This is a genomic window from Paraburkholderia sp. J69-1, assembly GCF_905220255.1.
GTDB lineage: Bacteria > Pseudomonadota > Gammaproteobacteria > Burkholderiales > Burkholderiaceae > Paraburkholderia.
In genome coordinates this window covers 633075-657065 of record NZ_CAJMZG010000001.1, presented here as the reverse complement: position 1 = coordinate 657065, position 23991 = coordinate 633075, and the positions used below count along the sequence as shown (strand labels likewise).

The 23991-nt window shown below is 64.0% G+C and carries 24 protein-coding genes; 11 read left to right on the top strand and 13 right to left on the bottom strand.

Annotated features, from left to right (window positions below; genetic code table 11):
* Positions 1-87: 87 nt before the first annotated feature.
* The 4 genes from U5A67_RS02960 to U5A67_RS02945 form a co-directional block, all read right to left on the bottom strand.
* The gene (locus tag U5A67_RS02960) at positions 88-1104 is read right to left on the bottom strand and encodes an NAD(P)H-quinone oxidoreductase (RefSeq protein WP_205986208.1); all 1017 of its coding nucleotides are present in this window, start codon (positions 1102-1104) and stop codon (positions 88-90) included.
* Between the two features lie 128 nt (positions 1105-1232).
* A complete protein-coding gene (gene pnp / locus U5A67_RS02955; RefSeq protein WP_205986207.1) occupies positions 1233-3371 on the bottom strand; it encodes a polyribonucleotide nucleotidyltransferase in 2139 nt (712 codons plus the stop codon).
* Positions 3372-3720: 349 nt separating this feature from the next.
* On the bottom strand, positions 3721-3990 hold the full coding sequence (gene rpsO, locus U5A67_RS02950) for a 30S ribosomal protein S15 (RefSeq protein ID WP_027795476.1): 270 nt from the start codon (positions 3988-3990) through the stop codon (positions 3721-3723).
* Positions 3991-4163: 173 nt separating this feature from the next.
* Positions 4164-5459 (bottom strand): branched-chain amino acid ABC transporter substrate-binding protein, encoded by a 1296-nt coding sequence (locus U5A67_RS02945; protein ID WP_321814414.1) that lies wholly within the window; start codon positions 5457-5459, stop codon positions 4164-4166.
* A 217-nt stretch (positions 5460-5676) separates the two neighbouring features.
* Between U5A67_RS02945 and U5A67_RS02940 the strand changes: the two genes are divergently transcribed.
* Entirely contained in the window at positions 5677-6231 is a 555-nt protein-coding gene (locus U5A67_RS02940; protein WP_415767661.1) for a hypothetical protein, read from the top strand.
* A gap of 112 nt (positions 6232-6343) precedes the next feature.
* On the opposite strand, the gene U5A67_RS02935 is transcribed toward U5A67_RS02940, so the two are convergent.
* The 6 genes from U5A67_RS02935 to U5A67_RS02910 all read right to left on the bottom strand — a co-directional run bounded on the left by U5A67_RS02935 (position 6344) and on the right by U5A67_RS02910 (position 13407).
* Positions 6344-7891, bottom strand: coding sequence for a 2-isopropylmalate synthase (locus tag U5A67_RS02935; RefSeq protein WP_205986205.1), 1548 nt, complete (start codon positions 7889-7891; stop codon positions 6344-6346).
* 311 nt (positions 7892-8202) lie between these two features.
* Positions 8203-9078, bottom strand: a complete 876-nt coding sequence (gene pssA, locus U5A67_RS02930) for a CDP-diacylglycerol--serine O-phosphatidyltransferase (RefSeq protein ID WP_205986204.1) — start codon at positions 9076-9078, stop codon at positions 8203-8205.
* Positions 9079-9089: 11 nt separating this feature from the next.
* A complete protein-coding gene (locus tag U5A67_RS02925) occupies positions 9090-9743 on the bottom strand; it encodes a phosphatidylserine decarboxylase (protein ID WP_167069875.1) in 654 nt (217 codons plus the stop codon).
* A 146-nt stretch (positions 9744-9889) separates the two neighbouring features.
* Positions 9890-10906: a ketol-acid reductoisomerase gene (gene ilvC, locus U5A67_RS02920; protein ID WP_167069873.1), complete on the bottom strand. Its 1017-nt coding sequence runs from the start codon at positions 10904-10906 to the stop codon at positions 9890-9892.
* 118 nt (positions 10907-11024) lie between these two features.
* Positions 11025-11516 carry an acetolactate synthase small subunit gene (ilvN, locus tag U5A67_RS02915; RefSeq protein WP_027795483.1) on the bottom strand — a complete coding sequence of 164 codons (492 nt, stop codon included), beginning with the start codon at positions 11514-11516 and terminating at the stop codon, positions 11025-11027.
* A 115-nt stretch (positions 11517-11631) separates the two neighbouring features.
* Positions 11632-13407: an acetolactate synthase 3 catalytic subunit gene (locus U5A67_RS02910; protein WP_321814449.1), complete on the bottom strand. Its 1776-nt coding sequence runs from the start codon at positions 13405-13407 to the stop codon at positions 11632-11634.
* Between the two features lie 556 nt (positions 13408-13963).
* Here U5A67_RS02910 and U5A67_RS02905 point away from each other — a divergent pair.
* From U5A67_RS02905 to U5A67_RS02860, 10 genes are all read left to right on the top strand, one after another.
* The gene (locus tag U5A67_RS02905; protein WP_205986203.1) at positions 13964-14527 is read left to right on the top strand and encodes an RNA polymerase sigma factor; all 564 of its coding nucleotides are present in this window, start codon (positions 13964-13966) and stop codon (positions 14525-14527) included.
* Complete coding sequence (locus U5A67_RS02900) at positions 14524-14952, top strand: DUF3619 family protein (protein WP_205986202.1); 429 nt, start codon at positions 14524-14526, stop codon at positions 14950-14952. Before U5A67_RS02905 ends, U5A67_RS02900 begins: the two co-directional genes overlap by 4 nt.
* Positions 14953-14968: 16 nt before the next feature.
* Entirely contained in the window at positions 14969-15784 is an 816-nt protein-coding gene (locus U5A67_RS02895) for a DUF3106 domain-containing protein (protein WP_321814413.1), read from the top strand.
* Positions 15785-16011: 227 nt separating this feature from the next.
* Positions 16012-16485, top strand: a complete 474-nt coding sequence (locus U5A67_RS02890) for an RDD family protein (protein ID WP_321814448.1) — start codon at positions 16012-16014, stop codon at positions 16483-16485.
* Between the two features lie 235 nt (positions 16486-16720).
* Entirely contained in the window at positions 16721-17671 is a 951-nt protein-coding gene (locus U5A67_RS02885; RefSeq protein WP_321814412.1) for a UDP-2,3-diacylglucosamine diphosphatase, read from the top strand.
* Between the two features lie 84 nt (positions 17672-17755).
* Positions 17756-18787, top strand: coding sequence for a glycosyltransferase family 1 protein (locus tag U5A67_RS02880; protein ID WP_321814411.1), 1032 nt, complete (start codon positions 17756-17758; stop codon positions 18785-18787).
* Positions 18788-18821: 34 nt separating this feature from the next.
* Positions 18822-19658 (top strand): diacylglycerol kinase, encoded by an 837-nt coding sequence (locus U5A67_RS02875; RefSeq protein ID WP_321814410.1) that lies wholly within the window; start codon positions 18822-18824, stop codon positions 19656-19658.
* Positions 19659-19905: 247 nt separating this feature from the next.
* On the top strand, positions 19906-20625 hold the full coding sequence (locus U5A67_RS02870) for a TetR/AcrR family transcriptional regulator (protein ID WP_205986198.1): 720 nt from the start codon (positions 19906-19908) through the stop codon (positions 20623-20625).
* Positions 20626-20627: 2 nt separating this feature from the next.
* The gene (locus tag U5A67_RS02865) at positions 20628-21212 is read left to right on the top strand and encodes a TIGR00730 family Rossman fold protein (RefSeq protein ID WP_205986197.1); all 585 of its coding nucleotides are present in this window, start codon (positions 20628-20630) and stop codon (positions 21210-21212) included.
* Positions 21213-21243: 31 nt separating this feature from the next.
* Entirely contained in the window at positions 21244-21990 is a 747-nt protein-coding gene (locus U5A67_RS02860; protein ID WP_205986196.1) for an SDR family oxidoreductase, read from the top strand.
* An 11-nt stretch (positions 21991-22001) separates the two neighbouring features.
* Here the strand turns inward: U5A67_RS02860 and U5A67_RS02855 are convergent, their stop codons facing one another.
* From U5A67_RS02855 to U5A67_RS02845, 3 genes are all read right to left on the bottom strand, one after another.
* Positions 22002-22595, bottom strand: a complete 594-nt coding sequence (locus U5A67_RS02855) for a DUF924 family protein (RefSeq protein WP_321814409.1) — start codon at positions 22593-22595, stop codon at positions 22002-22004.
* Positions 22592-23353, bottom strand: coding sequence for an alanyl-tRNA editing protein (locus U5A67_RS02850; protein ID WP_205986194.1), 762 nt, complete (start codon positions 23351-23353; stop codon positions 22592-22594). The genes U5A67_RS02855 and U5A67_RS02850 overlap by 4 nt, the downstream gene beginning before the upstream one ends.
* 159 nt (positions 23354-23512) lie before the next feature.
* On the bottom strand, positions 23513-23923 hold the full coding sequence (locus tag U5A67_RS02845) for a group II truncated hemoglobin (RefSeq protein ID WP_321814408.1): 411 nt from the start codon (positions 23921-23923) through the stop codon (positions 23513-23515).
* Positions 23924-23991 lie beyond the last annotated feature (68 nt).

Below are 23991 nucleotides of genomic sequence, written 5' to 3'. Positions count from 1 at the left end.
CGGGTCAAACCGCCCGCTACGTCACGCACGAAAAATTTGCGTCGAAAAAACCAGGAAAATCAAGCGTGAATGGCCCGGCGGCAGCGATTACGCCACCTTGCTCCAGTCGAGCATGATCTTGCCGACGTGCTCGCTGCTTTCCATCAGCGCATGGGCCTCGGCGGCCTGCGAAGCCGGGAACACCTTGTAGACCACCGGTTTGATCCGCCCCTCTTCGAGCAGCGGCCAGACCTGCGCCTTGAGATCGGCGGCAATCTGCGCCTTGAACTCCACGGAGCGCGCGCGCAGGGTCGAACCCGTGATCGTCAGACGGCGGCGCAGGATTTCACCCATGTTGATCTCGCCCTTCGAACCGCCGAGCGTGGCGATCAGCACGATGCGCCCGCCCGTGGCCAGCGCCGACAGTTCGCGCGCCACATAGCCGCCCGCCACCATGTCGAGAATCACGTCCACGCCGCGGTCGTGGGTGAGCGCCTTCACGACTTCGACGAAATCTTCGCTGCGATAGTTGATCGCACGCTCCGCGCCGAGCGCTTCGCAGGCGCGGCACTTGTCGTCCGAACCCGCCGTTGCGAACACGCGAAACCCCAGCGCATGCGCAATCTGGATCGCCGTCACGCCGATACCGCTCGATCCGCCCTGCACCAGCAGCGTTTCGTTCTCGCCGCCCTCGCCCTTGCCCAGTTGAGCGCGCTGGAACACGTTGCTCCAGACCGTGAAGAAGGTTTCCGGCAACGACGCCGCTTCGAGATCGGTCAAGCCCTTCGGCACCGGCAGACACTGGCCGAGCGGCGCAACCGCGTATTCGGCATAGCCGCCGCCCGCGATCAGCGCACACACGCGATCGCCCACCTTCAGGCCAAACGGATTGTTCTTTTCGTCGATGCTGCCGCCGACGATCTCGCCTGCGACCTCGAGGCCCGGCAGATCGGAAATGCCCGGCGGCGGCGCATACGAACCCTTGCGCTGGAACACGTCCGGACGATTCACGCCCGATGCGCTCACCTTGATCAGCACTTCACCGGCTTTCGGCTCGGGCGTCGGGCGCTCGGTCAGCTTGAGCACGTCCGGCGCACCGAATTCGGTTATCTCGACTGCCAACATTTTCGCGTCTCCCAGGGTATGGATGGCGCTGCGCCCGCGACGCGGCACGCACGGCAATCCCACCTGACATTGTCATAAAAAAACGGCCGGCGCGCTTATCGCGCTGCCGGCCGTTTCAGCTAGCCGCCTTACTGCTGCGGTTCGCCTTGCGGCGCGTTGCCGTCGTTCAGCAGAGCCTTGGCCGACAGGCGCACACGACCCTTCTCGTCCGTCTGGATGACCTTGACCTTAACGATCTGGCCTTCCTTCAGGTAGTCGTTGATGTCCTTGATGCGCTCGTTGGCGATCTCGGAAATGTGCAGCAGACCATCCTTGCCCGGCAGCAGGTTCACGATCGCGCCGAAGTCCAGCAGCTTCAGGACCGCGCCTTCGTAGATCTGACCGACTTCGACTTCAGCCGTGATGTTCTCGATGCGCTTCTTCGCTTCGGCCATGCCTTCGCTCGACGTCGAAGCGATGGTCACCACGCCGTCGTCCGAGATGTCGATGGTCGTGCCGGTTTCTTCCGTCAGGGCACGGATCACCGAACCGCCCTTGCCGATCACGTCGCGGATCTTTTCCGGGTTGATCTTGATGGTGATCATGCGCGGAGCGTAAGCCGACAGCTCCGTGTTCACGCCCGACACCGCCGAAGTCATCTTGCCGAGGATGTGCAGACGTGCTTCGTGCGCTTGCGCGAGCGCGACCTGCATGATTTCCTTGGTGATGCCCTGGATCTTGATGTCCATCTGCAGCGCGGTCACGCCAGCTTCCGTACCTGCAACCTTGAAGTCCATGTCGCCGAGGTGATCTTCGTCGCCCAGGATGTCGGTCAGCACGGCAAACTTGTTGCCTTCGAGGATCAGGCCCATCGCGATACCCGCGACGTGCGCCTTCATCGGCACGCCGGCGTCCATCAGTGCGAGGCAGCCGCCGCAGACCGAAGCCATCGACGACGAACCGTTCGACTCGGTGATTTCCGAGACGACGCGGATCGAGTAGCCGAATTCTTCAGCGCTCGGCAGGCACGCGACCAGCGCGCGCTTGGCCAGACGGCCGTGGCCGACTTCGCGGCGCTTGGGCGAACCAACACGGCCCGTTTCGCCGGTCGCGAACGGAGGCATGTTGTAGTGGAGCATGAAGCGGTCGCGGTACTCGCCTTCGAGCGCGTCGATGATCTGCTCATCGCCCTTGGTGCCGAGCGTGGCGACAACCAGCGCCTGCGTTTCGCCACGCGTGAACAGTGCCGAACCGTGCGTACGCGGCAGGACGCCCGTGCGGATTTCGATCGGGCGCACCGTGCGCGTGTCGCGGCCGTCGATACGCGGCTCGCCGTTCAGGATCTGCGAACGGACGATCTTCGCTTCGAGGTCGAACATCACGTTGCCGACGGTTGCCTTGTCGGCTGCCGTCGTGCCGGCCGCAGCCGCTTCCTCTTCGAGCTTCGCCGACGTTGCTGCGTAGACTTCCTTCAGCTTGGCCGAACGCTGCTGCTTGTCGCGCAGTTGGTACGCGGCGAGCAGGTTGTCGTAGGCGATGTCGGTGATACGGGCGATCAGCGCTTCGTCCTTCGGCGCCGGCTGCCAGTCCCACTCGGGCTTGCCGCCTTCGCGAACCAGTTCATGGATCGCGTCGATTGCCGTTTGCATCTGCTCGTGACCGAACACGACTGCGCCGAGCATCACGTCTTCCGGCAGTTGGTCGGCTTCCGATTCGACCATCAGCACGGCACGTTCCGTACCGGCGACCACGAGGTCGAGGCTCGACTGCTTGCTTTGCGAACGCGTCGGGTTCAGGACGAATTCGTTGTTGATGTAGGCGACGCGTGCGGCGCCGACCGGGCCGTTGAACGGCAGACCCGAGATCGCCAGCGCAGCCGACGCGCCGATCAGCGCGGGGATGTCAGCCGGGACTTCCGGGTTGATCGACAGGACGTGGATCACGACCTGGACTTCGTTGTAGAAGCCTTCCGGGAACAGCGGGCGCAGCGGACGGTCGATCAGGCGCGAAATCAGCGTTTCGCCTTCCGACGGACGGCCTTCGCGACGGAAGAAGCCACCCGGGATCTTGCCGGCCGAATAGGTCTTTTCGAGGTAATCGACGGTGAGCGGGAAGAAGTCCTGGCCCGGCTTGGCGGTCTTGGCGCCGACGACGGTCGCGAGCACGACGGTGTCTTCGACGTCGACGATGACGGCACCGCTCGCCTGACGGGCGATTTCACCGGTTTCGAGGCGCACATTGTGCTGGCCCCATTTGAATTCCTTCACGACTTTATTGAACATGGTCATGGTCACTCACTCCTTACTCATTTGTTATGCGACGCCCGCACACGCGGACGACGCGGCAAGACAGATTCCGGCACCGCGCAGGTCAGAGGAGTGTTATGCCATTCCAGCGCATCGCGCTGCGACACAAACGCTGCGGCGCACTGTCGCGCCGCACGATGCGATGGAATGACACAAAACTCTGCCCCGTGGCCCGGTCCTGCTGCTGTTGTGCTGCCAGCTACGACGGTGTACTGCCCTGTACTACATGTCCTGCCCTACCCGGCACGCATCGCGAGAAGCGTACCGTTCAAAAACAAAATGCCTGTATCAGTGGAACTGACACAGGCATCTTTCTGGAAGACCCTTCCGGTTACTTGCGCAGACCCAGCTTTTCGATCAGTGCGCGGTAACGGTCAGCGTCCTTGCCCTTCAGGTAGTCGAGCAGCTTACGGCGGCGGCTCACCATGCGCAGCAGACCGCGGCGGCTGTGGTGGTCCTTCGCGTGCGACTTGAAGTGGCCGGTCAGTTCGTTGATACGCGACGTCAGGAGTGCAACCTGAACTTCGGGGGAACCCGTGTCACCGGTGCCGCGCGCGAATTGCGCGACGATGTCGGACTTCTTGATATCTGCTACGGACATTTTGCTTTTCCTTTAAAACAAACGAGCGGTCACGGAAGAAAGGCCGTGCCGTGCTTGATTCTCGATCGATTCTTGATCAGTTCACCCGCCACGAAATATGGCGAGTCCGGCATTGTAGCACAGCCACATCGGGCCGCGAGGCGCCTGGCTTTGGCGGCAAACTACGGCACACCTTATGGACGCGTCATCCTGCAGGTCGTGGCAGGCACGGTGCGCCCGGCAGGCAGCGCCAGCACCGTGCGGAAGCCGTAGCCCGAGCCCTCGTTGTCGTAACGCACGCCGGACGTGCCCTGTCTGTCCATCTGCATGACGTAAAGGGGCTGGATCATCTGATGATCGTCGGCGCGCATCCACATCGGGTGGAAGCCGTTGTCGAAACGCATGCCTTCCAGCGCCTTCGCCACCGCCTCGGGTTGAGCCGAACCGGCCTTGCGCATGGCCTGCGCGAGCATTTCGACCAGCATCTCCATGCGCAGCACCGGATAGTCGTCCTGCGCCGCCGGATAGCGCGCGCGGAACGCCTGATACCACGCGTCGGAGGCCGCGCCGCCCGCATTCGGGTGCCAGTCGGCCACGGCGATCACGCGCTTGACGCCCGCGTCGCCAAGCGCAGCAGGCGCGCCCAGGCTGTTGCCATAGAACGTATAGAAGCGCGTATCGAGCCCCTGTTCGCGCGCCGCTTTCACGAGCAGCGTCAGGTCGTTGCCCCAGTTGCCGGTGATGACGGCATCGGCGCCCGACGCGCGAATCTTGGCGATATACGGCGCGAAATCCTTCACGCGGCCGATCGGATGAAACTCGTCGCCCACCACGGCGATGTCCGGGCGCTGCTTGCCCAGCGCGGCGCGCGCAAGCGTGCTGACGTCGTGGCCGAAGCTGTAGTCCTGGTTGAGCAGATAGACCTTCTTCACCGATTTATCGGCGGCGATCACATCGGCGAGCGCGTCCATGCGCATGCCCGCGTGGGCGTCGAAGCGGAAGTGCCAGAAGCTGCAGTTGGCGTTGGTGAGCGCGGGATCGTCGGCGGAATAGTTGAGGAACAGTTCGCGGTTATCGGGCTCGCGCGCGTTCTGACGGTCGATCGCCGAGAGCAGCGCCGCTGCCACCGCCGAGCTATTGCCCTGCATGACAAAGCCAATATGCCGATCCTGCGCCGCGCGTAGCTGCATCAGCGCGGCTTCGGTGCTGCCCTTGCTATCGAGCACGACCAGTTCGAGCGGATGACGCCCGTCGGCCAGCGCCACGCCGCCCGCCGCGTTCACGCGCTCCACGCCAAAGCGCAGATTGCGCTCGACGGCGGCGCCCGCATCGGCGAAAGGCCCCGACATGCCTTCGATCAGCGCGAGCTGGATCGGCTTGCCCGTGGGCGCGTCGGCTGCCTGCGCCGCCGAAGCGGCCAGCGCAAGCACGCCCGCCGCTGCGAGCGTGGCCGCGGCACGCGTAAATTGGGCCAGAATCGGTGCCTTCATGCGCTCATTCCTCGTTTGCTGTGTCTGCCTCAGACGAAGCGCGGATCATAGGACGTCCGTACGCGCCGCCGCAAGCCCGAAAGCGCCCATCGGCCCTCCCTGCGAAATCGCGGCGTGTCAGAATAACGGTTCCATAACTGGTTTCGACTGCGGGTTTCAACCCGCTCGAAATCGCGCCGCGTCCGATCATGCGTGACGCGCGCGCCCGGGAGACTTCATGCTCAACCGCCTTTCCTTTGCGCTGGCCGCTGGCCTCGCCCATCTGCCGCTGGCGAATTCGCGCCGCGCGCTCGTCGCCGGACTTGGCGCACTGATGCTTGCCGGCTGCGCGCAGCCCTGGCAACAGTTCCACGCCGGCGACGACGCCCAGGCCGTGGTCGCGCGCTTCGGCCAGCCGCAAGAGGTCTACGATCTGCCCGACGGCGGCAAGCGCCTGATGTGGCCAACCCAGCCGATGGGCGAAACCACGGTGGCCGCCGACATCGACGGCAGCGGCAAGGTCGTCAACGTGCGCCAGGTGCTGCAGCCCAACGAGTTCTACAAGGCCGAAATCGGCAAGTGGACGCGCACCGACGTGCTCACCAACTTCGGCCGCCCCGAGGAAACCGCCTACTTCCCGCTGATGAAAAAGGAAGCGTGGACCTATCGCTATCTGGAAGACAACGTCTGGTACATGCTCTACAGCTTCTACTTCGACGATCAGGGCATCCTGCGTCTCACGCAGAAAACGCCCGACCCGCTGCACGACCCGGATGTGCGCAGCCGCTTCTAAGCGCCGCGACACCAGGCGGACAGCAGGCCGCCCCCAGCCCGCCTGAAAGACAAAACCCCCGCACTCTCGCGAGTACGGGGGTTTTTTATCGGCAGCGCGAATGCCGCAGCGCTTACGAACGCTGCGGATTGAGCTTGTCGTTATCCGAATGCAGCTTGTTGAGCGCCGAGATATACGCCTTCGCCGAAGCCGCGACGATATCCGGATCGGTGCCCACGCCGTTGACGATACGGCCGGCCTTCGACAGACGCACCGTCACTTCGCCCTGCGCCTGCGTACCGGTCGTGATCGCGTTCACCGAGTACAGCAGCAGTTCCGAACCGCTGCCCACTTCGGTTTCGATCGCGTTGAAGGTCGCGTCGACCGGACCGTTGCCGGCCGCTTCGCCCGTAACTTCCGAACCGTCGGCCGAGAACACGATGCGTGCGTGCGGACGCTCGCCGGTTTCCGAGCGCTGCGAGAGCGACACGAACTTGTAGTGTTCCTTCTCGTGCGCTTCAGCGGATTCTTCGGTGACGATCGCGATGATGTCTTCGTCGAAGATTTCGGACTTGCGATCGGCCAGTTCCTTGAAGCGTGCGAACGCGCTGTTGAGTTCGGCTTCGCTGTCGAGCGCGATGCCGAGTTCCTGCAGACGCTGCTTGAACGCATTGCGGCCCGAAAGCTTGCCGAGCACGATCTTGTTCGCGGTCCAGCCCACATCTTCCGCGCGCATGATTTCGTAGGTGTCGCGCGCCTTGAGCACGCCGTCCTGGTGGATGCCCGAAGCGTGCGCGAACGCGTTTGCGCCCACGACTGCCTTGTTCGGCTGCACCACGAAACCGGTGATCTGCGAGACGAGCTTCGAAGCCGGCACGATCTGCGACGTATCGATGCCGAGATCGAGGCCGAAGTAGTCCTTGCGGGTCTTCACCGCCATGACGATTTCTTCGAGCGAGGTATTGCCCGCGCGCTCGCCCAGACCGTTGATCGTGCACTCGACCTGACGCGCACCGCCGATCTGCACACCGGCCAGCGAGTTCGCCACGGCCATGCCGAGGTCGTTATGGCAGTGCACCGAGAACACGGCCTTGTCGGAATTCGGAATGCGCTCGCGCAGCGTCTTCACGAGGTTGCCGTAGAGTTCCGGCACGCCGTAGCCGACCGTATCGGCGATATTGATCGTGGTCGCCCCTTCTGCGATGACCGCTTCGAGCACGCGGCACAGGAAGTCCATGTCCGAGCGGCTGCCGTCTTCCGGCGAGAATTCCACGTCGTTGGTGAACTTGCGCGCGAAACGCACGGCGAGCTTCGCCTGCTCCAGCACCTGCTCCGGCGACATGCGCAGCTTCTTCTCCATGTGCAGCGGCGACGTGGCGATGAAGGTGTGAATGCGGAAGTGGTCGGCGGGCTTGAGCGCGTCGGCGGCGCGCTGGATGTCCTTGTCGTTGGCGCGGGCGAGCGAACAGATCGTGCTGTCCTTCACCAGGCCTGCGATCGTGTGGATCGCGTCAAAGTCGCCGTTCGAGCTGGCCGCGAAGCCGGCTTCGATGATGTCGACCTTCATCCGCTCGAGCTGCTTCGCGATGCGGATCTTCTCTTCCTTCGTCATCGACGCACCAGGCGACTGCTCGCCGTCACGCAACGTCGTATCGAAAATGATGAGCTTGTCTGCTGCCATTTTGGGTCTCCGGGGGGACTTGTTCAGTGTCTAAAAACGGATTTTGGGTGTTCGCGCCACCGATGGCGACGCTGACAATGAACGAGGCTTACGGAGGGCGAGCGAGATCAGCGCGGCAGGCGCGCTAGCGCTAGCGTGCGTAGGGGCGCGCCGGCTTGAAGGGAGAAGAAGGGGAACTGGATGCTGTCCATCAGCCGACTATAGCCGGATTCGGGCGATAGCGCAATCCGGGCGCGACCGTGATGTGTGCCGCCAAAACAAAAAGGGCCGCGCGAGTGCGCAGCCCTTTGGATGACATCAATCGATGCGCCCTAGCGCTCCCGAGGCGACGAGCGCGCCGGGTTATGACGCCCGCGCAGCGACTGCCAGCCCCAGAACACATAGCCCGACAGGCCGTACAGCACAAACAGGCCGAACAGCATCAGCGGCGGATCGGACGACACCAGCACGAACGCCACCACCACCAGCAGCGTGGCCGCGAACGGCACGCGATGCCGCACGTCGAGCGCCTTGCCGCTGTAGAACGGCGCGTTCGACACCATCGTCACGCCCGCGTAGATCGTCAGCACGAAGGCGACCCACGGCAGCCAGGACAGCTTCACCGGCACGCGGTTGTCGGTGGCGAGCCACACGAAACCGGCGATCAGCGCGGCCGCAGCCGGGCTGGGCAGGCCCTGGAAGAAACGCTTGTCCACCGAACCGATGTTGGTATTGAAGCGCGCAAGACGCAGCGCCGCGCCCGAGCAGTAGACGAAGGCCGCAAGCCAGCCCCAGCGCCCGAGATCCTTGAGCACCCACTCGTACATCACGAGCGCCGGCGCCACGCCGAACGAGACCATGTCCGACAGACTGTCGAACTGCTCGCCGAATGCGCTCTGCGAATGCGTCATGCGCGCCACACGCCCGTCCATGCCGTCGAGCACCATGGCCACGAAGATGGCGATGGCCGCCACTTCGAAGCGCACATTCATGGCCTGCACGACCGCAAAGAAGCCGCAGAACAGCGCGGCCGTCGTGAACGCATTGGGCAGCAGATAGATGCCGCGCTTCTTCAGGAATTCCTGGCGCGCGGCGCGGCGACCCGCCGCCGGCCCCACGGATTCCTGCACCGCCTTGTTGCGGCGGAACGGGCGCGGCAGCGGTGCGCCGCCGGGATTACGGGGTCGACGCGGTTTGAGTCCGGCCATCGCTACCCTCCTTATGCCGATTGGGTCGGCAGTTCAGCGAGGATCGTCGACGAGGCAGACACCTTCTCGCCGATCGACACGCGCGGACGGCTGCCCACCGGCAGATACACGTCGACGCGCGAGCCGAAGCGGATAAAGCCGTAGCGCTGGCCGCGCGAGAGCGGCTCGCCTGCGCGCACGTAGCAGAGAATGCGGCGCGCGATCAGACCGGCGATCTGGACCGAGGTGACGGTCGTGCCGTCCGCCATCGTCAGCACGACGGCGTTGCGTTCGTTCTCGGTCGACGCCTTGTCGATGGCGGCGTTCAGGTACGCGCCCGGGAAGTACTCGACCTTGGCGACGGCGCCGTCCACCGGCGAGCGCTGCGAGTGCACGTTGAAAACGTTCATGAACACGCTGATCTTCAGCGCTTCACGGTTGGCATACGGATCGTGCGCGGTTTCGACCGCAACGATGCGACCGTCGGCCGGGCACAGCACGGCATTGGCCTGGGTGGGGATCGGGCGCGGCGGATCGCGGAAGAACTGAACGACGAAGATCGTGATGAGCCAGAACGGCCAGGCGTATCCGAAGCCTGCGACCGCATGGATCAAGAGCGTCACGACGGCCGCAATGGCGATGAACGGCCAGCCTTCGCGCGCGATGATCGGATGAGGGTAATTCATAGTGGCTTCGCTATTATTTTGAAAACCGTAGCATAGCAAAAGCCGCCCAGGCTTCATCCCACCTGGGCGGCTTTTGTTGAATCCGATCGGGTATGAGGGCTGCGCAGCGGTTAAACCGCACAGCCACTCAGAGCAAAACCGTCAGATTAGTTCTTCGACTGGTCGACCAGCTTGTTTGCAGCGATCCACGGCATCATCGCGCGCAGCTTTGCACCAACCGTTTCGATCTGGTGCTCGGCGCCCAGGCGGCGGCGCGATTGCAGCGTCGGTGCGCCGGCCTTGTTTTCCAGGATGAAGCTCTTGGCGTATTCGCCGGTCTGGATGTCCTTCAGGACTTCCTTCATGACCTTCTTCGTCTCCGACGTGACGACGCGCGGGCCGGTCACGTACTCGCCGTATTCGGCGTTGTTCGAGATCGAGTAGTTCATGTTGGCGATGCCGCCTTCATAGATCAGGTCGACGATCAGCTTCAGTTCGTGCAGGCACTCGAAGTACGCCATTTCCGGCGCGTAGCCCGCTTCCACCAGCGTTTCGAAGCCAGCCTTGATCAGCTCGACCGTACCGCCGCACAGAACTGCCTGTTCGCCGAACAGGTCGGTTTCCGTTTCTTCGCGGAAGTTCGTTTCGATGATGCCGGCACGGCCGCCGCCGTTCGCTGCTGCGTACGACAGGGCGATGTCACGTGCTGCGCCCGACTTGTCCTGGTGGACAGCGATCAGGTGGGGCACGCCGCCGCCTTGCGAGTACGTACCGCGAACCGTGTGGCCCGGAGCCTTCGGCGCGATCATGATGACGTCCAGATCAGCGCGCGGGATCACAGCGCCGTAGTGAACGTTGAAGCCGTGCGCGAATGCGAGGGCTGCGCCGTTCTTGATGTTCGCGTGGACTTCCTTCGCGTAGACATCGGCGATCTGCTCGTCCGGCAGGAGCATCATGACGACGTCAGCGCTCTTCACCGCTTCGGCCACTTCCTTGACCTGCAGGCCGGCGTTCTCAGCCTTGCTCCACGATGCGCCGTTCTTGCGCAGACCGACCGTGACGTTCACGCCGCTGTCTTTCAGGTTCAGCGCGTGTGCGTGGCCTTGCGAGCCGTAACCGATGATCGTGACCTGCTTGCCCTTGATGAGGGAGAGATCGGCGTCCTTGTCGTAGAAAACTTTCATGTTGGTTCCTTGGCGAGAGTCTGGTGAATTTCGGTACTGCTATTAGCTTGTGCTGCGCTGGATGCGTCTTGCAGAGCGCATCCAGTCAAGTTTCGGTGCAAGATCGACTGTGGTCGGGTTACACCTTCAGAATGCGCTCTCCGCGCCCGATGCCCGAGCCGCCCGTGCGGACGGTTTCGAGAATCGCGGTGGCGTCGATCGCCTCGATGAACGCGTCGAGCTTGTCGCTCGCACCCGTCAGTTCGATCGTGTAGGTCTTTTCCGTGACGTCGATGATGCGACCGCGGAAAATGTCCGCCATCCGTTTCATCTCCTCACGTTCCTTCCCAACCGCCCTTACCTTGATCAGCATCAGCTCGCGTTCGATGTGGGCGCCCTCGGTAAGGTCGACCACTTTCACCACCTCGATCAGGCGGTTCAGATGCTTCGTGATCTGTTCGATCACGTCGTCCGAGCCAATGGAAACGATGGTCATGCGCGACAGCGAACGGTCTTCGGTCGGCGCCACCGTCAAGGTTTCAATGTTGTAGCCGCGTGCGGAGAACAGACCGACCACGCGCGACAGCGCGCCCGGCTCGTTTTCCAGCAGAACGGAAATAATGTGTCTCATGATGTGATCCGCGATTTATCCAGTTGAGCGTGACTGCCGCCCTTCCCCGCGAGCCCGCGCGCCCTTTGTGTGAGCGCGCGCCGCGCGAGGTCGAAACGGCGCCGTGCAAATACCGTTACAGGTCTTCCGAACCGAGCAGCATCTCGGTGATGCCCTTGCCGGCCTGAACCATCGGCCAGACGTTTTCGGAAGGGTCGGTCTGGAAATCGAGGAACACCGTGCGGTCCTTCAAACGCAGCGCTTCCTTGAGCGCCGGTTCGACGTCCGCGGTCTTTTCGATCCGCATGCCGACGTGGCCGTACGCTTCGGCGAGCTTCACGAAGTCGGGCAGCGCATCCATGTACGAATGCGAATAGCGCTTGCTGTATTCGATCTGCTGCCACTGGCGGACCATGCCGAGGTAGCGGTTATTCAGCGAAATGATCTTCACGGGCGTGTCGTACTGCTTGCAGGTCGACAGCTCCTGAATGCACATCTGGATCGAGCCTTCGCCCGTGATGCACAGCACGTCGTCGTCCGGGTGCGCCATCTTCACGCCCATCGCCGCCGGCAGGCCGAAGCCCATCGTGCCCAGACCGCCGGAGTTGATCCAGCGGCGCGGCTGGTTGAAGCGGTAGAACTGCGCAGCCCACATCTGGTGCTGGCCGACGTCCGAACACACGAACGCGTTGCCGCCCGTGAGTTCCCACGCCTTTTCCACCACGTACTGCGGCTTGATGATGTCGCTCGAACGGTCGAACTTCAGGCAGTTCTTCTCGCGCCAGCCTTCGATGTCCTTCCACCAGTCGGCGAGCGCCGCCGTATCGGGGCCGTGTTCGGCGTGCTGAAGCTGCTCGATGAGCTCCTTGAGCACTTCCTTGACGTCGCCGACGATGGGGATATCGACCTTCACGCGCTTCGAGATCGACGACGGGTCGATGTCGATGTGAATGATCTTGCGCGGACGCGAGGCGAAGTGCGCCGGATCGCCGATCACACGGTCGTCGAAGCGCGCACCGATGGCGATCAGCACGTCGCAGTGCTGCATGGCCATGTTGGCTTCGTAGGTGCCGTGCATGCCGAGCATGCCGAGGAACTTGCGGTCGCTTGCGCGATAGCCGCCCAGACCCATCAGCGTGTTCGTAACCGGGTAGCCGAGCAGATCGGCGAACTGGTTCAGTTCGCGCGACGCATCCGCGAGGATGATACCGCCGCCGGTGTAGATATACGGACGCTTGGCCGAGAGAAGCAGCGAAACCGCCTTGCGGATCTGCCCCGAGTGGCCCTTGGTGACCGGGTTGTACGAGCGCAGAGCGACGTTCTTCACCGGTTCATACGCGCACGGCGTCTTCGACACGTCCTTCGGAATGTCGATCAGCACGGGGCCGGGACGGCCGGTGCGCGCAATGTAGAAAGCTTTTTTGACGGTAGCGGCGAGATCGCGCACGTCCTTCACGAGGAAGTTGTGCTTCACGCAGGGACGCGTGATGCCGACCGTGTCGCACTCCTGGAAGGCGTCCTGACCAATCGCGGCGGTAGGCACCTGGCCGCTGATGATCACCATCGGGATCGAGTCCATATAGGCCGTCGCGATGCCCGTCACCGCATTGGTGACGCCAGGTCCCGAGGTCACGAGACACACGCCGACATTACCGGTCGAACGCGCGTAGGCGTCGGCCGCATGCACGGCTGCCTGTTCGTGGCGCACGAGAACGTGCTGGATCTTGTCCTGCTTGTACAGCTCGTCGTAGATGTAGAGTACCGAGCCGCCGGGATAACCCCAAATGAATTCGACCTGCTCGTCGGCGAGCGCCTTCATCAGCACGGTTCCGCCGATGGAGTTTTGAGCTTGAGGGTCAGATTCTTGCGAAGAGGAGACCGACGTGGAGAATTCCGCGCTGGGCATATTCATCATTCACCTTTCGAATTTTCGGCAAAAAATTGATCGGGTGCTCTCTGCCGGGCTTGTGGCTCGGGTTCAAGCGGCGCGTCCAGTTGACAGATGAGCCTCATGGGCCACACCTGAATTGAGACAAGTCACTTATGTTGCGAACCGTCGAAGATAGCGGCTCGAAAGCATTCGGTCAAGCGCTTATTTTGTATTCCGCTCGCATCGGGAATAAACGTTGCGGGCGCGACGAATTTGCCCCGAATTCGCGATGGGTCCACAATCGGACCACTTGCGAACCGGTGGCATCTGTCATCAACCCGCCCTTAAGATACGCACCCCATACACGCCCGCCAGTCGCTCAAGGCAAGATAAACGCAAGCCATCCGCAAGGATGATGCAAAATCCTCCAAAGCCCGCTGAAAGCGGCGTTTATGCGTTATGCAAGCCTGAAAGCAAAGGGCAAGCAAACGTCTGGCCGGACTGCTCCCCCGCTTGCACGAAAATTTGCTAGCATCCGCGGGTTTTACGACATTTTTCGAACGATTACGCGTACGCTGGTGGCGGCGCCCTGCAACGGATGGCATCAGACAAGGAACTCGCCGATTTCCTGGCGGGCGTCGAAAGACGCGCGTTCAAGCAGACGGTCTACGCCGTGCGCGACGACGATGCGTCGCTCGATATCGTGCAGGACGCGATGATCAAGCTCGCGGAAAAATACGGAGACCGCCCGCCTGCCGAACTCCCCCTGCTCTTCCAGCGTATTTTGCAAAATACGATGCACGACTATTTTCGTCGGCAGAAAGTACGCAATACGTGGGTGAGCCTTTTCTCGTCCCTCGGCGGCGCCGACGACGAGGAGTTCGACATTCTCGAAACCTTCGAGTCGCAATCGGGCTCGCCCGGCGTCGAGAGCAGCGAACAGCAATTCGAGCGCGAACAGGTCCTCAAGCTGATCGAAGAAGAAATCCAGAAATTACCGGCACGTCAACGGGAGGCGTTTCTGATGCGTTACTGGGAAGATATGGATGTCGCCGAAACCGCCGCCGCCATGGGTTGCTCCGAAGGTAGCGTGAAAACGCACTGCTCGCGGGCGACCCACACGCTGGCTCAGGCGCTCAAGGCCAAAGGAATCACGCTATGAGCTCCGCTCTCGAACACAAAGAACTTGAGTTCGTGCAGGGGATGCGTCGCGCGCTCGACGAAAGCGCGGCCAACCTGCCGTCCTCCACCACTGTCCGCCTTACCGCTGCCCGCAAGGCCGCGCTCGCCCGCAAGAAGGCCGAGCCGGTGCTCGTGCGCGTGCCGTCGCTGGCCGCAGCGGGTGTCGGTAACATCGGCGCGCTGCCGGGTGGCTTGCCGCCGCGCCGCCGCTCGGCGCTGGCGCGCTTCGCACTGGCCTGGCCGCTGGCTGCACTGGTCGCCGGCCTGTTCGCGATTGCCTATTTCGAAGACCAACAACGCACCGCAGAACTCGCCGATATCGATGCGGCCATGCTGAGCGACGATCTGCCGCTCACGGCCTATCTCGATCATGGGTTCAATGCGTACCTGACGCGCGCGCACTAAGCGGGGGATTGACGGGGTGAGTTACAAGCGCGGCCTGGCCGTAGTCATCGGATGCGTGGTCACGGCCCTGGTGTCGTATGCGGCAACGTATCCGCGCTTTCATCCCGAGCTGTCGGCGCCGGAATCGGCCGCCACTGCCGCGCCCGCACAGGGTCAGGCAACGGCCTCGGACGTCACTGTCGCCGCCGCAGCGCCTGCAGCGCCCGGCAACGAGAATTCGGATAACCCGCTGTCCTGGTCGCGCCTGACCGACGCGCAGCGCACCGCGCTCGCACCGTTTGCCAGCGAATGGGACAAATTCAGCGATGCGCGCAAGCGCAAATGGCTGCGAATCGCTGCGCGTTATCCGAAGATGACGCCCGATGTCCAAAAACGCTTGCAGGAGCGCATGACCGAATGGGTCCGCATGACGCCCGAGCAGCGTCGCGTCGCACGCGAAAACTATCAAGTTTCGAAGGAACTACCGCCGCAGGCCCGCCAGCGCGCGTGGAAGGCGTACCAGGAACTGTCCGAAGAGCAGAAAGCGAAGCTGGCTGCGACGGAGCGCCGTCGCCGTACCGTGGTGAGCGCGCCGCCTAGCGGCAACAAGAGCGAAATCCGCGATATCGAGCGGCTCGTGAACGAACGCGAGCGTCGCGCCCGCGCACGCACGGCAGCGGGGGCTTCCGCGCCTGCGCCCGCTGCGCCGGGACTGCCCGGCACGTCGGGGCAGCTCGCCGAGCCGCCCGCCACCGCCATGGCCGCCAGCATTCCCGCCGCCGGCAGCTTCGAACCGGCGATCCCCGTGCCGGTCTCGCCTGCCGAAGCGCCCGCAGCGTTCAAGGGTTCCTGAGCGGCCGCTTCGGCGTTTCCGGTCGATCAATTCCGCACGTTTTCCCGCGTTACTCGCGGCCGCCGTTCGCGGTTATGCTGACGGCGTCCCGTCCCTTTTGCGCTGCCCGGCGCTGCCCGGCGCTGCCCGGCGCTGCCCGGACGTCCTCGCGCCATCACGCCACCGTGACCGAACACGCCACCGCCGCGCCCGCTGTCACCTCGCTCCCGCCGCAAGCCCGGCCTGAAATTGTGCCGACGGTGCGCCGCCGCCTCGCCGCCCTGCTCTACGAAAGCGTCCTGCTGTTCGGTGTGATCTTTCTCGCCGGACTCGCCTTCAGCCTCGTTCTGCAACAGCGCAACGGCTACACGTATCACCGCCTGATGGCCGTGTGGATCGCTTTGGTGGCGGGCGCCTACTTCGTCGGCTTCTGGCGAAGCGGCGGCCAGACCTTGCCGATGAAAACCTGGCGTTTGCGCGTCGTCGGTCCAGATGGCGCACCGCCTTCGACCGGCCGCGCCGCGCTGCGCTACCTTGCCGCCTGGCTCTGGTTTCTGCCGCCGCTCGCCCTGCATCCGCTGCTGAATCTGAGCGTGCCGCACACGCTCGTGCTGACCGCGCTCTGGTGCATGCTCTGGGCCGCCAGCGCGCGCCTGAACGATCGCCGCCAGTTCCCGCACGACCGCATCGCCGGTACGCGCATCGTCTGCGTTCCGCGCTGAAATCCCGCGCTGAAATCCGATCCGTAGCCCGCGCGCCACGTCATCAAAGCGTCACGACGCTGAGCGCACGCATCACGCCGACAGCCGGCTGCGGCCCGAGCGCCCCGCTCAGCGCGGCCGCACGCCCCGCCACCCTGCGCTAGCAAGGACTGCGTAACAAGACCTTCTTGTGAATGTCACGGCACCGTCACGGCCTCATGGCGCAATGCGCGTATTGCAACCTGCCGCGTGAGCCATGGCCCAGAAGACGTCCGCGACCCCACTTTTCCGGCAGACCACCGGTGCGGGTTCCGATCCCGCCGACTTCCACTCCGGTCCGAACACCGCTGCGTTCCCGACGCCGCCCCTGCCGCTGAAAGACACCGACTCCTCCGACTCGCACGACGACGATCACCCCGCCCCGCATCGCTACCGCACGATCTGGCTATCGGATATTCACCTCGGCACCAACGGCTGCCAGGCGAACTATCTGCTCGATTTCCTGCGCCATAACGAATCGGATTATCTGTACCTGGTGGGCGACATCATCGACGGATGGCAGCTGCGCAAAGGCTGGTTCTGGCCGCAGGCGCACAACGATGTCGTGCAGAAAGTGCTGCGCAAGGCGCGCAAGGGCACCCAGGTGGTGTACATCCCCGGCAACCACGACGAAGGCGCGCGCCAGTTCTGCAATCTCGCGTTCGGCGATATCCACGTGCGCGAGGAAGCGTTCCACACGACGCTCGCCGGCAAGCGGCTGTGGGTCGTGCACGGCGATCTGTTCGACGGCGTGATCCAGCACGCCAAGTGGCTCGCGTATCTGGGCGACTCGGCCTACACCGTGATTCTCGTGCTCAACCGCTGGTTCAACCGCATCCGCGCGAAGATGGGCTTCCAGTACTGGTCGCTCTCGCAGTACCTCAAGCACCAGGTCAAGAACGCGGTGAACTTCATCTCCTCGTTCGAGCGCGTGATGACCGACGAAGCGCGTCGCCGCGGCTGCGACGGCGTGGTCTGCGGCCACATCCACAAGGCCGAGATCCGCGAGATCGACGGCGTGCTCTATTGCAACGACGGCGACTGGGTCGAAAGCCTTTCGGCGCTCGTCGAAACCTTCGAGGGCGAACTGCGCATCGTCTACTGGACGGTCATGAAGTCGCCGGAAGCCCTGGGCGCCTCGCGCAAGGCGCGCGTGAGCGCAGCCTGAATTGCCTGATTCGCCCGACGCACGCCAATCGCACGCCATCCGCACAACCCAACGCAACACCCGAACCCCGAGGGCCGACGACCGATGAAAGTAATGATCGTGACCGATGCATGGGAGCCGCAGGTCAACGGCGTGGTACGGACCCTGAAGAACACGACGCGCGAGCTGCTCGCGCTCGGCCATCAGGTCGATCTGCTCACGCCGCTGGAATTCCGCACGATTCCGTGCCCGACCTATCCCGAGATCAAGCTCTCGCTGTTTCCCCGCCGCCATCTGCGCGAGCGCATCGACGCCTTCGGCCCGGACGCGATCCACGTCGCCACCGAAGGCCCGCTCGGCCTCGCCGCGCGTCGCTATGCGATGGAGCACAACCTGCCGTTCACGACCGCCTATCACACGCGCTTTCCCGAGTACGTGCAGGCGCGCTTCGGCATTCCGCTGTCGGCGACTTACCGCTTCCTGCGCTGGTTCCACAAGCCCTCGCTCGCGGTCATGGCGCCCACGCCGGTCGTGAAAACCGACCTCGAAAAATTCGGCTTCACCAATGTCGTGCTGTGGACGCGCGGCGTCGATCTCGAAATCTTCGAGCCGATGGAATCGAAGGTGCTCAACACCGCGCGCCCGATCTTCCTCTACGTGGGCCGCGTGGCCGTCGAGAAGAACGTCGAAGCCTTCCTCAAGCTCGATCTGCCGGGTTCGAAGTGGGTCTGCGGCGAAGGCCCGGCGCTGGCCGAACTGAAGTCGCGCTATCCGCAGGCGAACTATCTGGGCGTGCTGAGCCAGCCGGAACTCGCCAAGGTCTACGCCGCCGCCGATGTCTTCGTGTTCCCGAGCCGCACCGACACCTTCGGCCTCGTGCTGCTCGAAGCGCTGGCCTGCGGCACGCCGGTGGCCGCCTACCCCGTGACCGGCCCGATCGACGTGCTGGGCACGGGCAGCGCGGGCGCGATGAACGAGGATCTGCGCGAAGCCTGCCTCGAAGCGCTCAAGATCGAGCGCACCACGGCGCGGGCGTGGGCCGAGCGCTTCTCGTGGCACGCGGCGTCGGAGCAGTTCGCCTCGCACCTGAAGCCGCGCTCGCGCGCCACGGTGCAGGAAAGCAGCGCGGCGGCCTGAGCCTTAACCCGAACGACGGACCGGAGCGATCACGATGAACCGGCCCCTAGCCTCCCCCACGTCTTTCGACGACGCCGACGACAGCGAAGACACGCTGGCCGAAGCAGCTGCGCCCGCCGATCAGGAGCAGGATCAAGATCGGAATCAAGCGGGCGCGGCATCATCAGACGTTTCCGGCGCAACGGCTCACAACGCGTGCGATACTGCGGCATCAACCCGCACCGTTATGGCCCCACGTCCTTCGACACCATCGCACGCCTCTGCCGCGCCTCGCGATTCCGAGACGCCGCAAGCCACTACGCCGCTCACGCGCGGCGGCTCTACGCCCGTGCATGCGGGCGGTGCGGCCGCAGTGACCCACCCCGCGCCGTCGAGCACGCCCCAAACTTCCGCCCAGGCCGATCCGCCCGAGCCGCCGCATCTGCACGAACCGCTCGGCCCCGACGATCCGCTCGCGCCGCTGCCGTTCAACCCGTACAAGGGCAATCGCGGCGTCACGCGCGCATGGAAGGCGCTGCAGTACTCGATCAAGGGCTTTCGCACCGCGATCCGCGAAGAAAGCGCGTTCCGCCAGGAACTCACGCTCGCGGCCATCATGGTGCCGATCGGCGTATTCGTGCCGGTCGAACCGGTCGAGCGCGTGTTGCTGCTCGGCTCGGTGATGCTGGTGCTGATCGTCGAATTGCTGAATTCGAGTATCGAAAACGCCGTCGATCGAATCGGTCTCGAACGCAACGAGTTGTCGGGCCGCGCGAAGGATCTCGGCAGCGCCGCCGTGACGGTTGCGCTGATCACCTGCGTGATGACCTGGGGCTTGATCCTCGTGCCGCACTTCGGCCCGACGCTGCTGCACTGGATCGGCGCGCGCTGATATCGGCGTGCATGCGGCGCATATGCATTGCGCATGCGGCGCGGTTGCCCGCTCGCCTCGAACCCGCTCGCGTCGCGCGCGGGTTTTCCTCATTTTCATCAGGTCGTGAAGGGTCGTTTTGCGCCCTGGCGTCGGTTTATAATCGAACGACAGTCTTAAAAAACGACCAACCGCGTCCGGGCAGCTACGCAGCAACCCAAGGCAGCAGCGCTGCTCGCCCGACGCCGTACTTTCAGGGCCGGACGACATGGATGCGAAACCTCCCCGCCGCACACGCGAACGGATACTCGAACTTTCGTTGAAGCTGTTCAACGAGATCGGCGAGCCCAACGTCACCACGACGACCATCGCCGAGGAAATGGAGATCAGTCCAGGCAACCTGTACTACCACTTCCGCAACAAAGACGACATCATCAACAGCATCTTCAGCCAGTTCGAGCAGGAGATCGACAAGCGTCTGCGTTTCCCCGACGACCATCGCGCCACCATCGACGAGATGTGGGCGTATCTGCAATACATGGTCGATTTCACCTGGCGCTACCGCTTTCTGTATCGCGACCTGAACGACCTGCTGGCGCGCAACCGCACGCTGGAGATGCACTTCAAGCAGATCATCAGCCACAAGGTCGCGTTCGCGAAACAGTTCTGCGATCAGCTCGTGGAAGACGGCGAGATGGTGGCGACGGCCGCTGAAATCGCGGTGATTTCGACCAATATCGGCGTGATCGCCACTTACTGGCTCTCGTACCAGTTCGTGATGAATCCGCGCAAATACAACGATCAGGAAGCGATCCGCGCCGAGCTGCATCAGGTGAGCGTGCAGATCGTCTCGCTGATGGCGCCGTATCTGCGCGGCCGCGCGAAGCAACTGTTCGACGATCTCGTTTCGGGCAAGCATCCGCAGCGCGAGTTCTACGACTATCTGCCGCCGCGCGACGGCGCACCGAAGGAAAGCAAGGAAACCTGAGCATGAAAGCCGTTTGCGTGTATTGCGGCTCCTCGTTTGGAGCCAAACCCATTTATAACGAAGCGGCGCAGGCGTTCGGCCGCGCGCTGGTGGCGTCGAATCTCGGGCTCGTTTATGGCGGCGGCAAGGTCGGCCTGATGGGCGTGATCGCCGATACCGTGATGGCCGAAGGCGGCCGCGCGATCGGCGTGATTCCCGAACTGCTGGTGGACAAGGAAGTGGGCCACAGCGGCCTGACCGAACTGCACGTCGTCCCCGACATGCACCACCGCAAGAAGATGATGGCCGATCTCTCGGACGGCTTTGTGGCGCTGCCCGGCGGCGCGGGCACGCTCGAAGAACTGTTCGAGGTCTATACCTGGGCGCAGCTTGGCTATCACCGCAAGCCGGTCGGCATTCTCAATATCGACGGGTTTTACGATCCGCTCATGACGATGCTCGAACACACCGTCAGCGAAGGCTTCATGCGCCAGATCTATCTCGATCAACTGCAGATCGACAGCGATCCGGCCGCGCTGATCGGCAAGCTGCAAAGCTATCACGCGCCCGAGAAGGACAAGTGGGCCGATCTGCGCGAGAACGTCTGAGGCGCTTCTCACCCACGGAGGTCATGATTCGATGGGCAAAGTCGTTCTGATCACCGGCGCGAGCCGCGGCATCGGCCGCGCGTGTGCGCGTCTGCTGGGCGCGCGCGGCTGGACCGTGGGCGTCAACTATCTGCATAACGCGCCGGCCGCCGAGGAAACCGCGGCGGAAGTCGGCCGCGCTGGCGGTCATGCGCGCGTGCTGCACGGCGATGTGGCGAACGAAGCCGATGTCGTCGCCATGTTCGATACGCTCGAATCCGCCTACGGGCGCATCGATGCGCTGGTCAACAACGCGGGCATCGTCGCGCCCGGTTCGCCCGTCGCCGATATGGACGCCGAGCGTCTGAAGCGCATGTTCGACGTGAACGTCTACGGCGCGTTTCTGTGCGTGCGGGAAGCGGCGCGGCGCATGTCGAAGGATCGCGGCGGCGATGGCGGCGCGATCGTCAACGTGTCCTCGGCGGCGTCGCGGCTGGGGTCGCCAAACGAATACGTCGACTACGCAGCGTCGAAAGGCGCCATCGATACGATGACGATCGGCCTCGCCAAGGAACTCGGCCCGCAAGGCGTGCGCGTGAATGCGGTGCGTCCCGGCCTTATCGACACCGAGATTCATGCAAGCGGCGGGCGTCCCGATCGCGCCGCCGTGCTCGGCGCGCAAACGCCGCTGGGCCGTCCTGGCGGCGCCGATGAAGTCGCGGAAACCATCGTCTGGCTGTTGAGCGATGCCGCGTCCTACGTGACGGGCGCGTTGCTCGATGTGAGCGGCGGCCGCTAAGCCCGACAACGCTAGAAGCGCGAGCCCGGTTGGCGCAGAAAGGCCAGCTCGGCTTCGCTGCTCTCGCGGCCCAGCTGCGCATTGCGATGAGGAAAACGGCCGAAGCGCTCGATGACGTCGGCGTGGCGCAGCGCGTAATCGTAGTAACTCTTCGCTTGCGGGTCCTTCGCAAGCTCGCCGAATAGCCGCAGCGACTCGCGCTGCGCCTCGGCGGATTCCGCATGTTCGAACGGCAGATACGCGAAAACGCGATGCTGGTGGGTCGGCAAACGCCGATCATCGCCATTGGCGATCAACGCGCGGGCGATCGTCAGCGCCTTGTCGTCGGCGGAAAAGGCGTGCGGCGTGCCGCGATGGCAGTTGCGCGAAAACTGGTCGAGCACGATCACGAGCGCCAGCGCGCCTTCGGGCGTGGCGCGCCACGCGTCGAGTTCGCCCGCGCAGGCCAGAGCGAGCAGCGCGCCAAAGCGCTCGCGCAGCATCGCATCGAAAGCCGCGTCCTTCTTGAACCACATCTTGCGTTCGCGGCCAAATTCCGCCGACTCCGGCGCGCCGAACCAGAAGTCCAGCACGTCGCGGGCACGCGCGTCCAACGCCTCGCTCATTCCACCAGCTCCAGCACGAGCCGGCGCGTGCGCGCACTCTTCTTCTCCAGCTTCGCCACGCGCAACCCGCCGATCTCGCGCGTGTTCTGCACATGCGTGCCGCCGCACGGCTGCAGATCGACACCGTCGATGCGCAGCAGACGCACGCGTCCAAGACCCATCGGCGGCTTCACGCTCATGGTGCGCACGAGTTCGGGACGCTGCGCCATGTCGTCATCGGTGATCCATTCGGTGGCGACCGCGTGCGCGCCCGCGACCAGTTCCGCCAGCCGCGCTTCCACATGCTCGCGCTCGATCGGCTCGACGGTGGCGAAGTCCAGCCGCGCGTAGTCGGCGGTGATGCTGCAACCGTCCACCGCGTATGGCAGCACGGCGCACATCAGATGGCTCGCCGTGTGCAGGCGCATATGCCGATGGCGGCGCGTCCAGTCGATTTCGGCACGCACGCGCTCGCCTGCCGCGAGGCGCGCAAGCAGCGCTTCCTGGCCGGGCGCGGGGAGATGCAGCGCGTCGTCGGGCGTCGCGCCTTCGAATTTCGCTTTGCGGGTATCGGCGATTGCAATGCGCGTGCCGTCCGCGAGCACGAGCGCGCCCGTGTCGCCCGCCTGACCGCCGCCGAGCGGATAGAACACGGTCTGGTCGAGCCGCACGCCGTCTTCGCCCACTTCGAGCACAGTGGCGTCGCAGTGGGTCAGATAGGCGTCTTCGCGGAACAGCGCGCGGGTGCGGGTGGACGTGGCAGGGCTGGCGATCGTCATGGGCTGTCTCCGGGTTCTCGTTGCGTGATGCACGAGCGTTCATTATCCCGATGCGCGCGCAGTCGCAAAATACAGCCCGATCGGCCCACTGCCGGACTGTACCGGCGCATGCACCGGGCCAGTCGGCGCTAACGGGAATGGGAGCCGGATCTGGCGCAATCAGCCCGGACGGTTGCGCATCCAGTCGGCGGTTTCGAAGAACGAATGCAGCAGGCGCTCGCGCAGCGGTTCGGCGAGACCGATGTCCTGCATCGCCCAGGCCATGCAGCGCAGCCACTGATCGCGCTCCGACGACGCAATCGCGAACGGCAGATGCCGCGCACGCAGACGCGGATGGCCAAAGCGCGAGATGTAGTGGTCGGGGCCGCCCATCCAGCCGCACAGGAACCAGAAAGTCTTGTCGCGCGAGCCGTCGAGCGTTTGCGGATGCAGCGCGCGAATGCCCGCGAACTCCGGTTCGAGGTCCATCAGGTCATAGAAACGGTCGACGAGTTCGCGCACGCGCGCCTCGCCGCCGACAAGTTCAAAGGCCGTGGGTTGCTGCGGCGCTTCGTCGGCTGGATCGGTCATACAGGGAATTCGATACGGAAATAGGGGCGGCAACGCTCGCGCCGAAGCACCTGCGCGGCCGGTCAAAC

Bases quoted from the DNA above. Each gene is read 5' to 3' on its own strand.
- U5A67_RS02960 (WP_205986208.1), bottom strand. From the start codon at position 1,104: ATGTTGGCAGTCGAGATAACCGAATTCGGTGCGCCGGACGTGCTCAAG.
- pnp (WP_205986207.1), bottom strand. From the start codon at position 3,371: ATGACCATGTTCAATAAAGTCGTGAAGGAATTCAAATGGGGCCAGCAC.
- rpsO (WP_027795476.1), bottom strand. From the start codon at position 3,990: ATGTCCGTAGCAGATATCAAGAAGTCCGACATCGTCGCGCAATTCGCG.
- U5A67_RS02945 (WP_321814414.1), bottom strand. From the start codon at position 5,459: ATGAAGGCACCGATTCTGGCCCAATTTACGCGTGCCGCGGCCACGCTC.
- U5A67_RS02940 (WP_415767661.1), top strand. From the start codon at position 5,677: ATGCTCAACCGCCTTTCCTTTGCGCTGGCCGCTGGCCTCGCCCATCTG.
- U5A67_RS02935 (WP_205986205.1), bottom strand. From the start codon at position 7,891: ATGGCAGCAGACAAGCTCATCATTTTCGATACGACGTTGCGTGACGGC.
- pssA (WP_205986204.1), bottom strand. From the start codon at position 9,078: ATGGCCGGACTCAAACCGCGTCGACCCCGTAATCCCGGCGGCGCACCG.
- U5A67_RS02925 (WP_167069875.1), bottom strand. From the start codon at position 9,743: ATGAATTACCCTCATCCGATCATCGCGCGCGAAGGCTGGCCGTTCATC.
- ilvC (WP_167069873.1), bottom strand. From the start codon at position 10,906: ATGAAAGTTTTCTACGACAAGGACGCCGATCTCTCCCTCATCAAGGGC.
- ilvN (WP_027795483.1), bottom strand. From the start codon at position 11,516: ATGAGACACATTATTTCCGTTCTGCTGGAAAACGAGCCGGGCGCGCTG.
- U5A67_RS02910 (WP_321814449.1), bottom strand. From the start codon at position 13,407: ATGAATATGCCCAGCGCGGAATTCTCCACGTCGGTCTCCTCTTCGCAA.
- U5A67_RS02905 (WP_205986203.1), top strand. From the start codon at position 13,964: ATGGCATCAGACAAGGAACTCGCCGATTTCCTGGCGGGCGTCGAAAGA.
- U5A67_RS02900 (WP_205986202.1), top strand. From the start codon at position 14,524: ATGAGCTCCGCTCTCGAACACAAAGAACTTGAGTTCGTGCAGGGGATG.
- U5A67_RS02885 (WP_321814412.1), top strand. From the start codon at position 16,721: ATGGCCCAGAAGACGTCCGCGACCCCACTTTTCCGGCAGACCACCGGT.
- U5A67_RS02880 (WP_321814411.1), top strand. From the start codon at position 17,756: ATGAAAGTAATGATCGTGACCGATGCATGGGAGCCGCAGGTCAACGGC.
- U5A67_RS02875 (WP_321814410.1), top strand. From the start codon at position 18,822: ATGAACCGGCCCCTAGCCTCCCCCACGTCTTTCGACGACGCCGACGAC.
- U5A67_RS02870 (WP_205986198.1), top strand. From the start codon at position 19,906: ATGGATGCGAAACCTCCCCGCCGCACACGCGAACGGATACTCGAACTT.
- U5A67_RS02865 (WP_205986197.1), top strand. From the start codon at position 20,628: ATGAAAGCCGTTTGCGTGTATTGCGGCTCCTCGTTTGGAGCCAAACCC.
- U5A67_RS02860 (WP_205986196.1), top strand. From the start codon at position 21,244: ATGGGCAAAGTCGTTCTGATCACCGGCGCGAGCCGCGGCATCGGCCGC.
- U5A67_RS02855 (WP_321814409.1), bottom strand. From the start codon at position 22,595: ATGAGCGAGGCGTTGGACGCGCGTGCCCGCGACGTGCTGGACTTCTGG.
- U5A67_RS02850 (WP_205986194.1), bottom strand. From the start codon at position 23,353: ATGACGATCGCCAGCCCTGCCACGTCCACCCGCACCCGCGCGCTGTTC.
- U5A67_RS02845 (WP_321814408.1), bottom strand. From the start codon at position 23,923: ATGACCGATCCAGCCGACGAAGCGCCGCAGCAACCCACGGCCTTTGAA.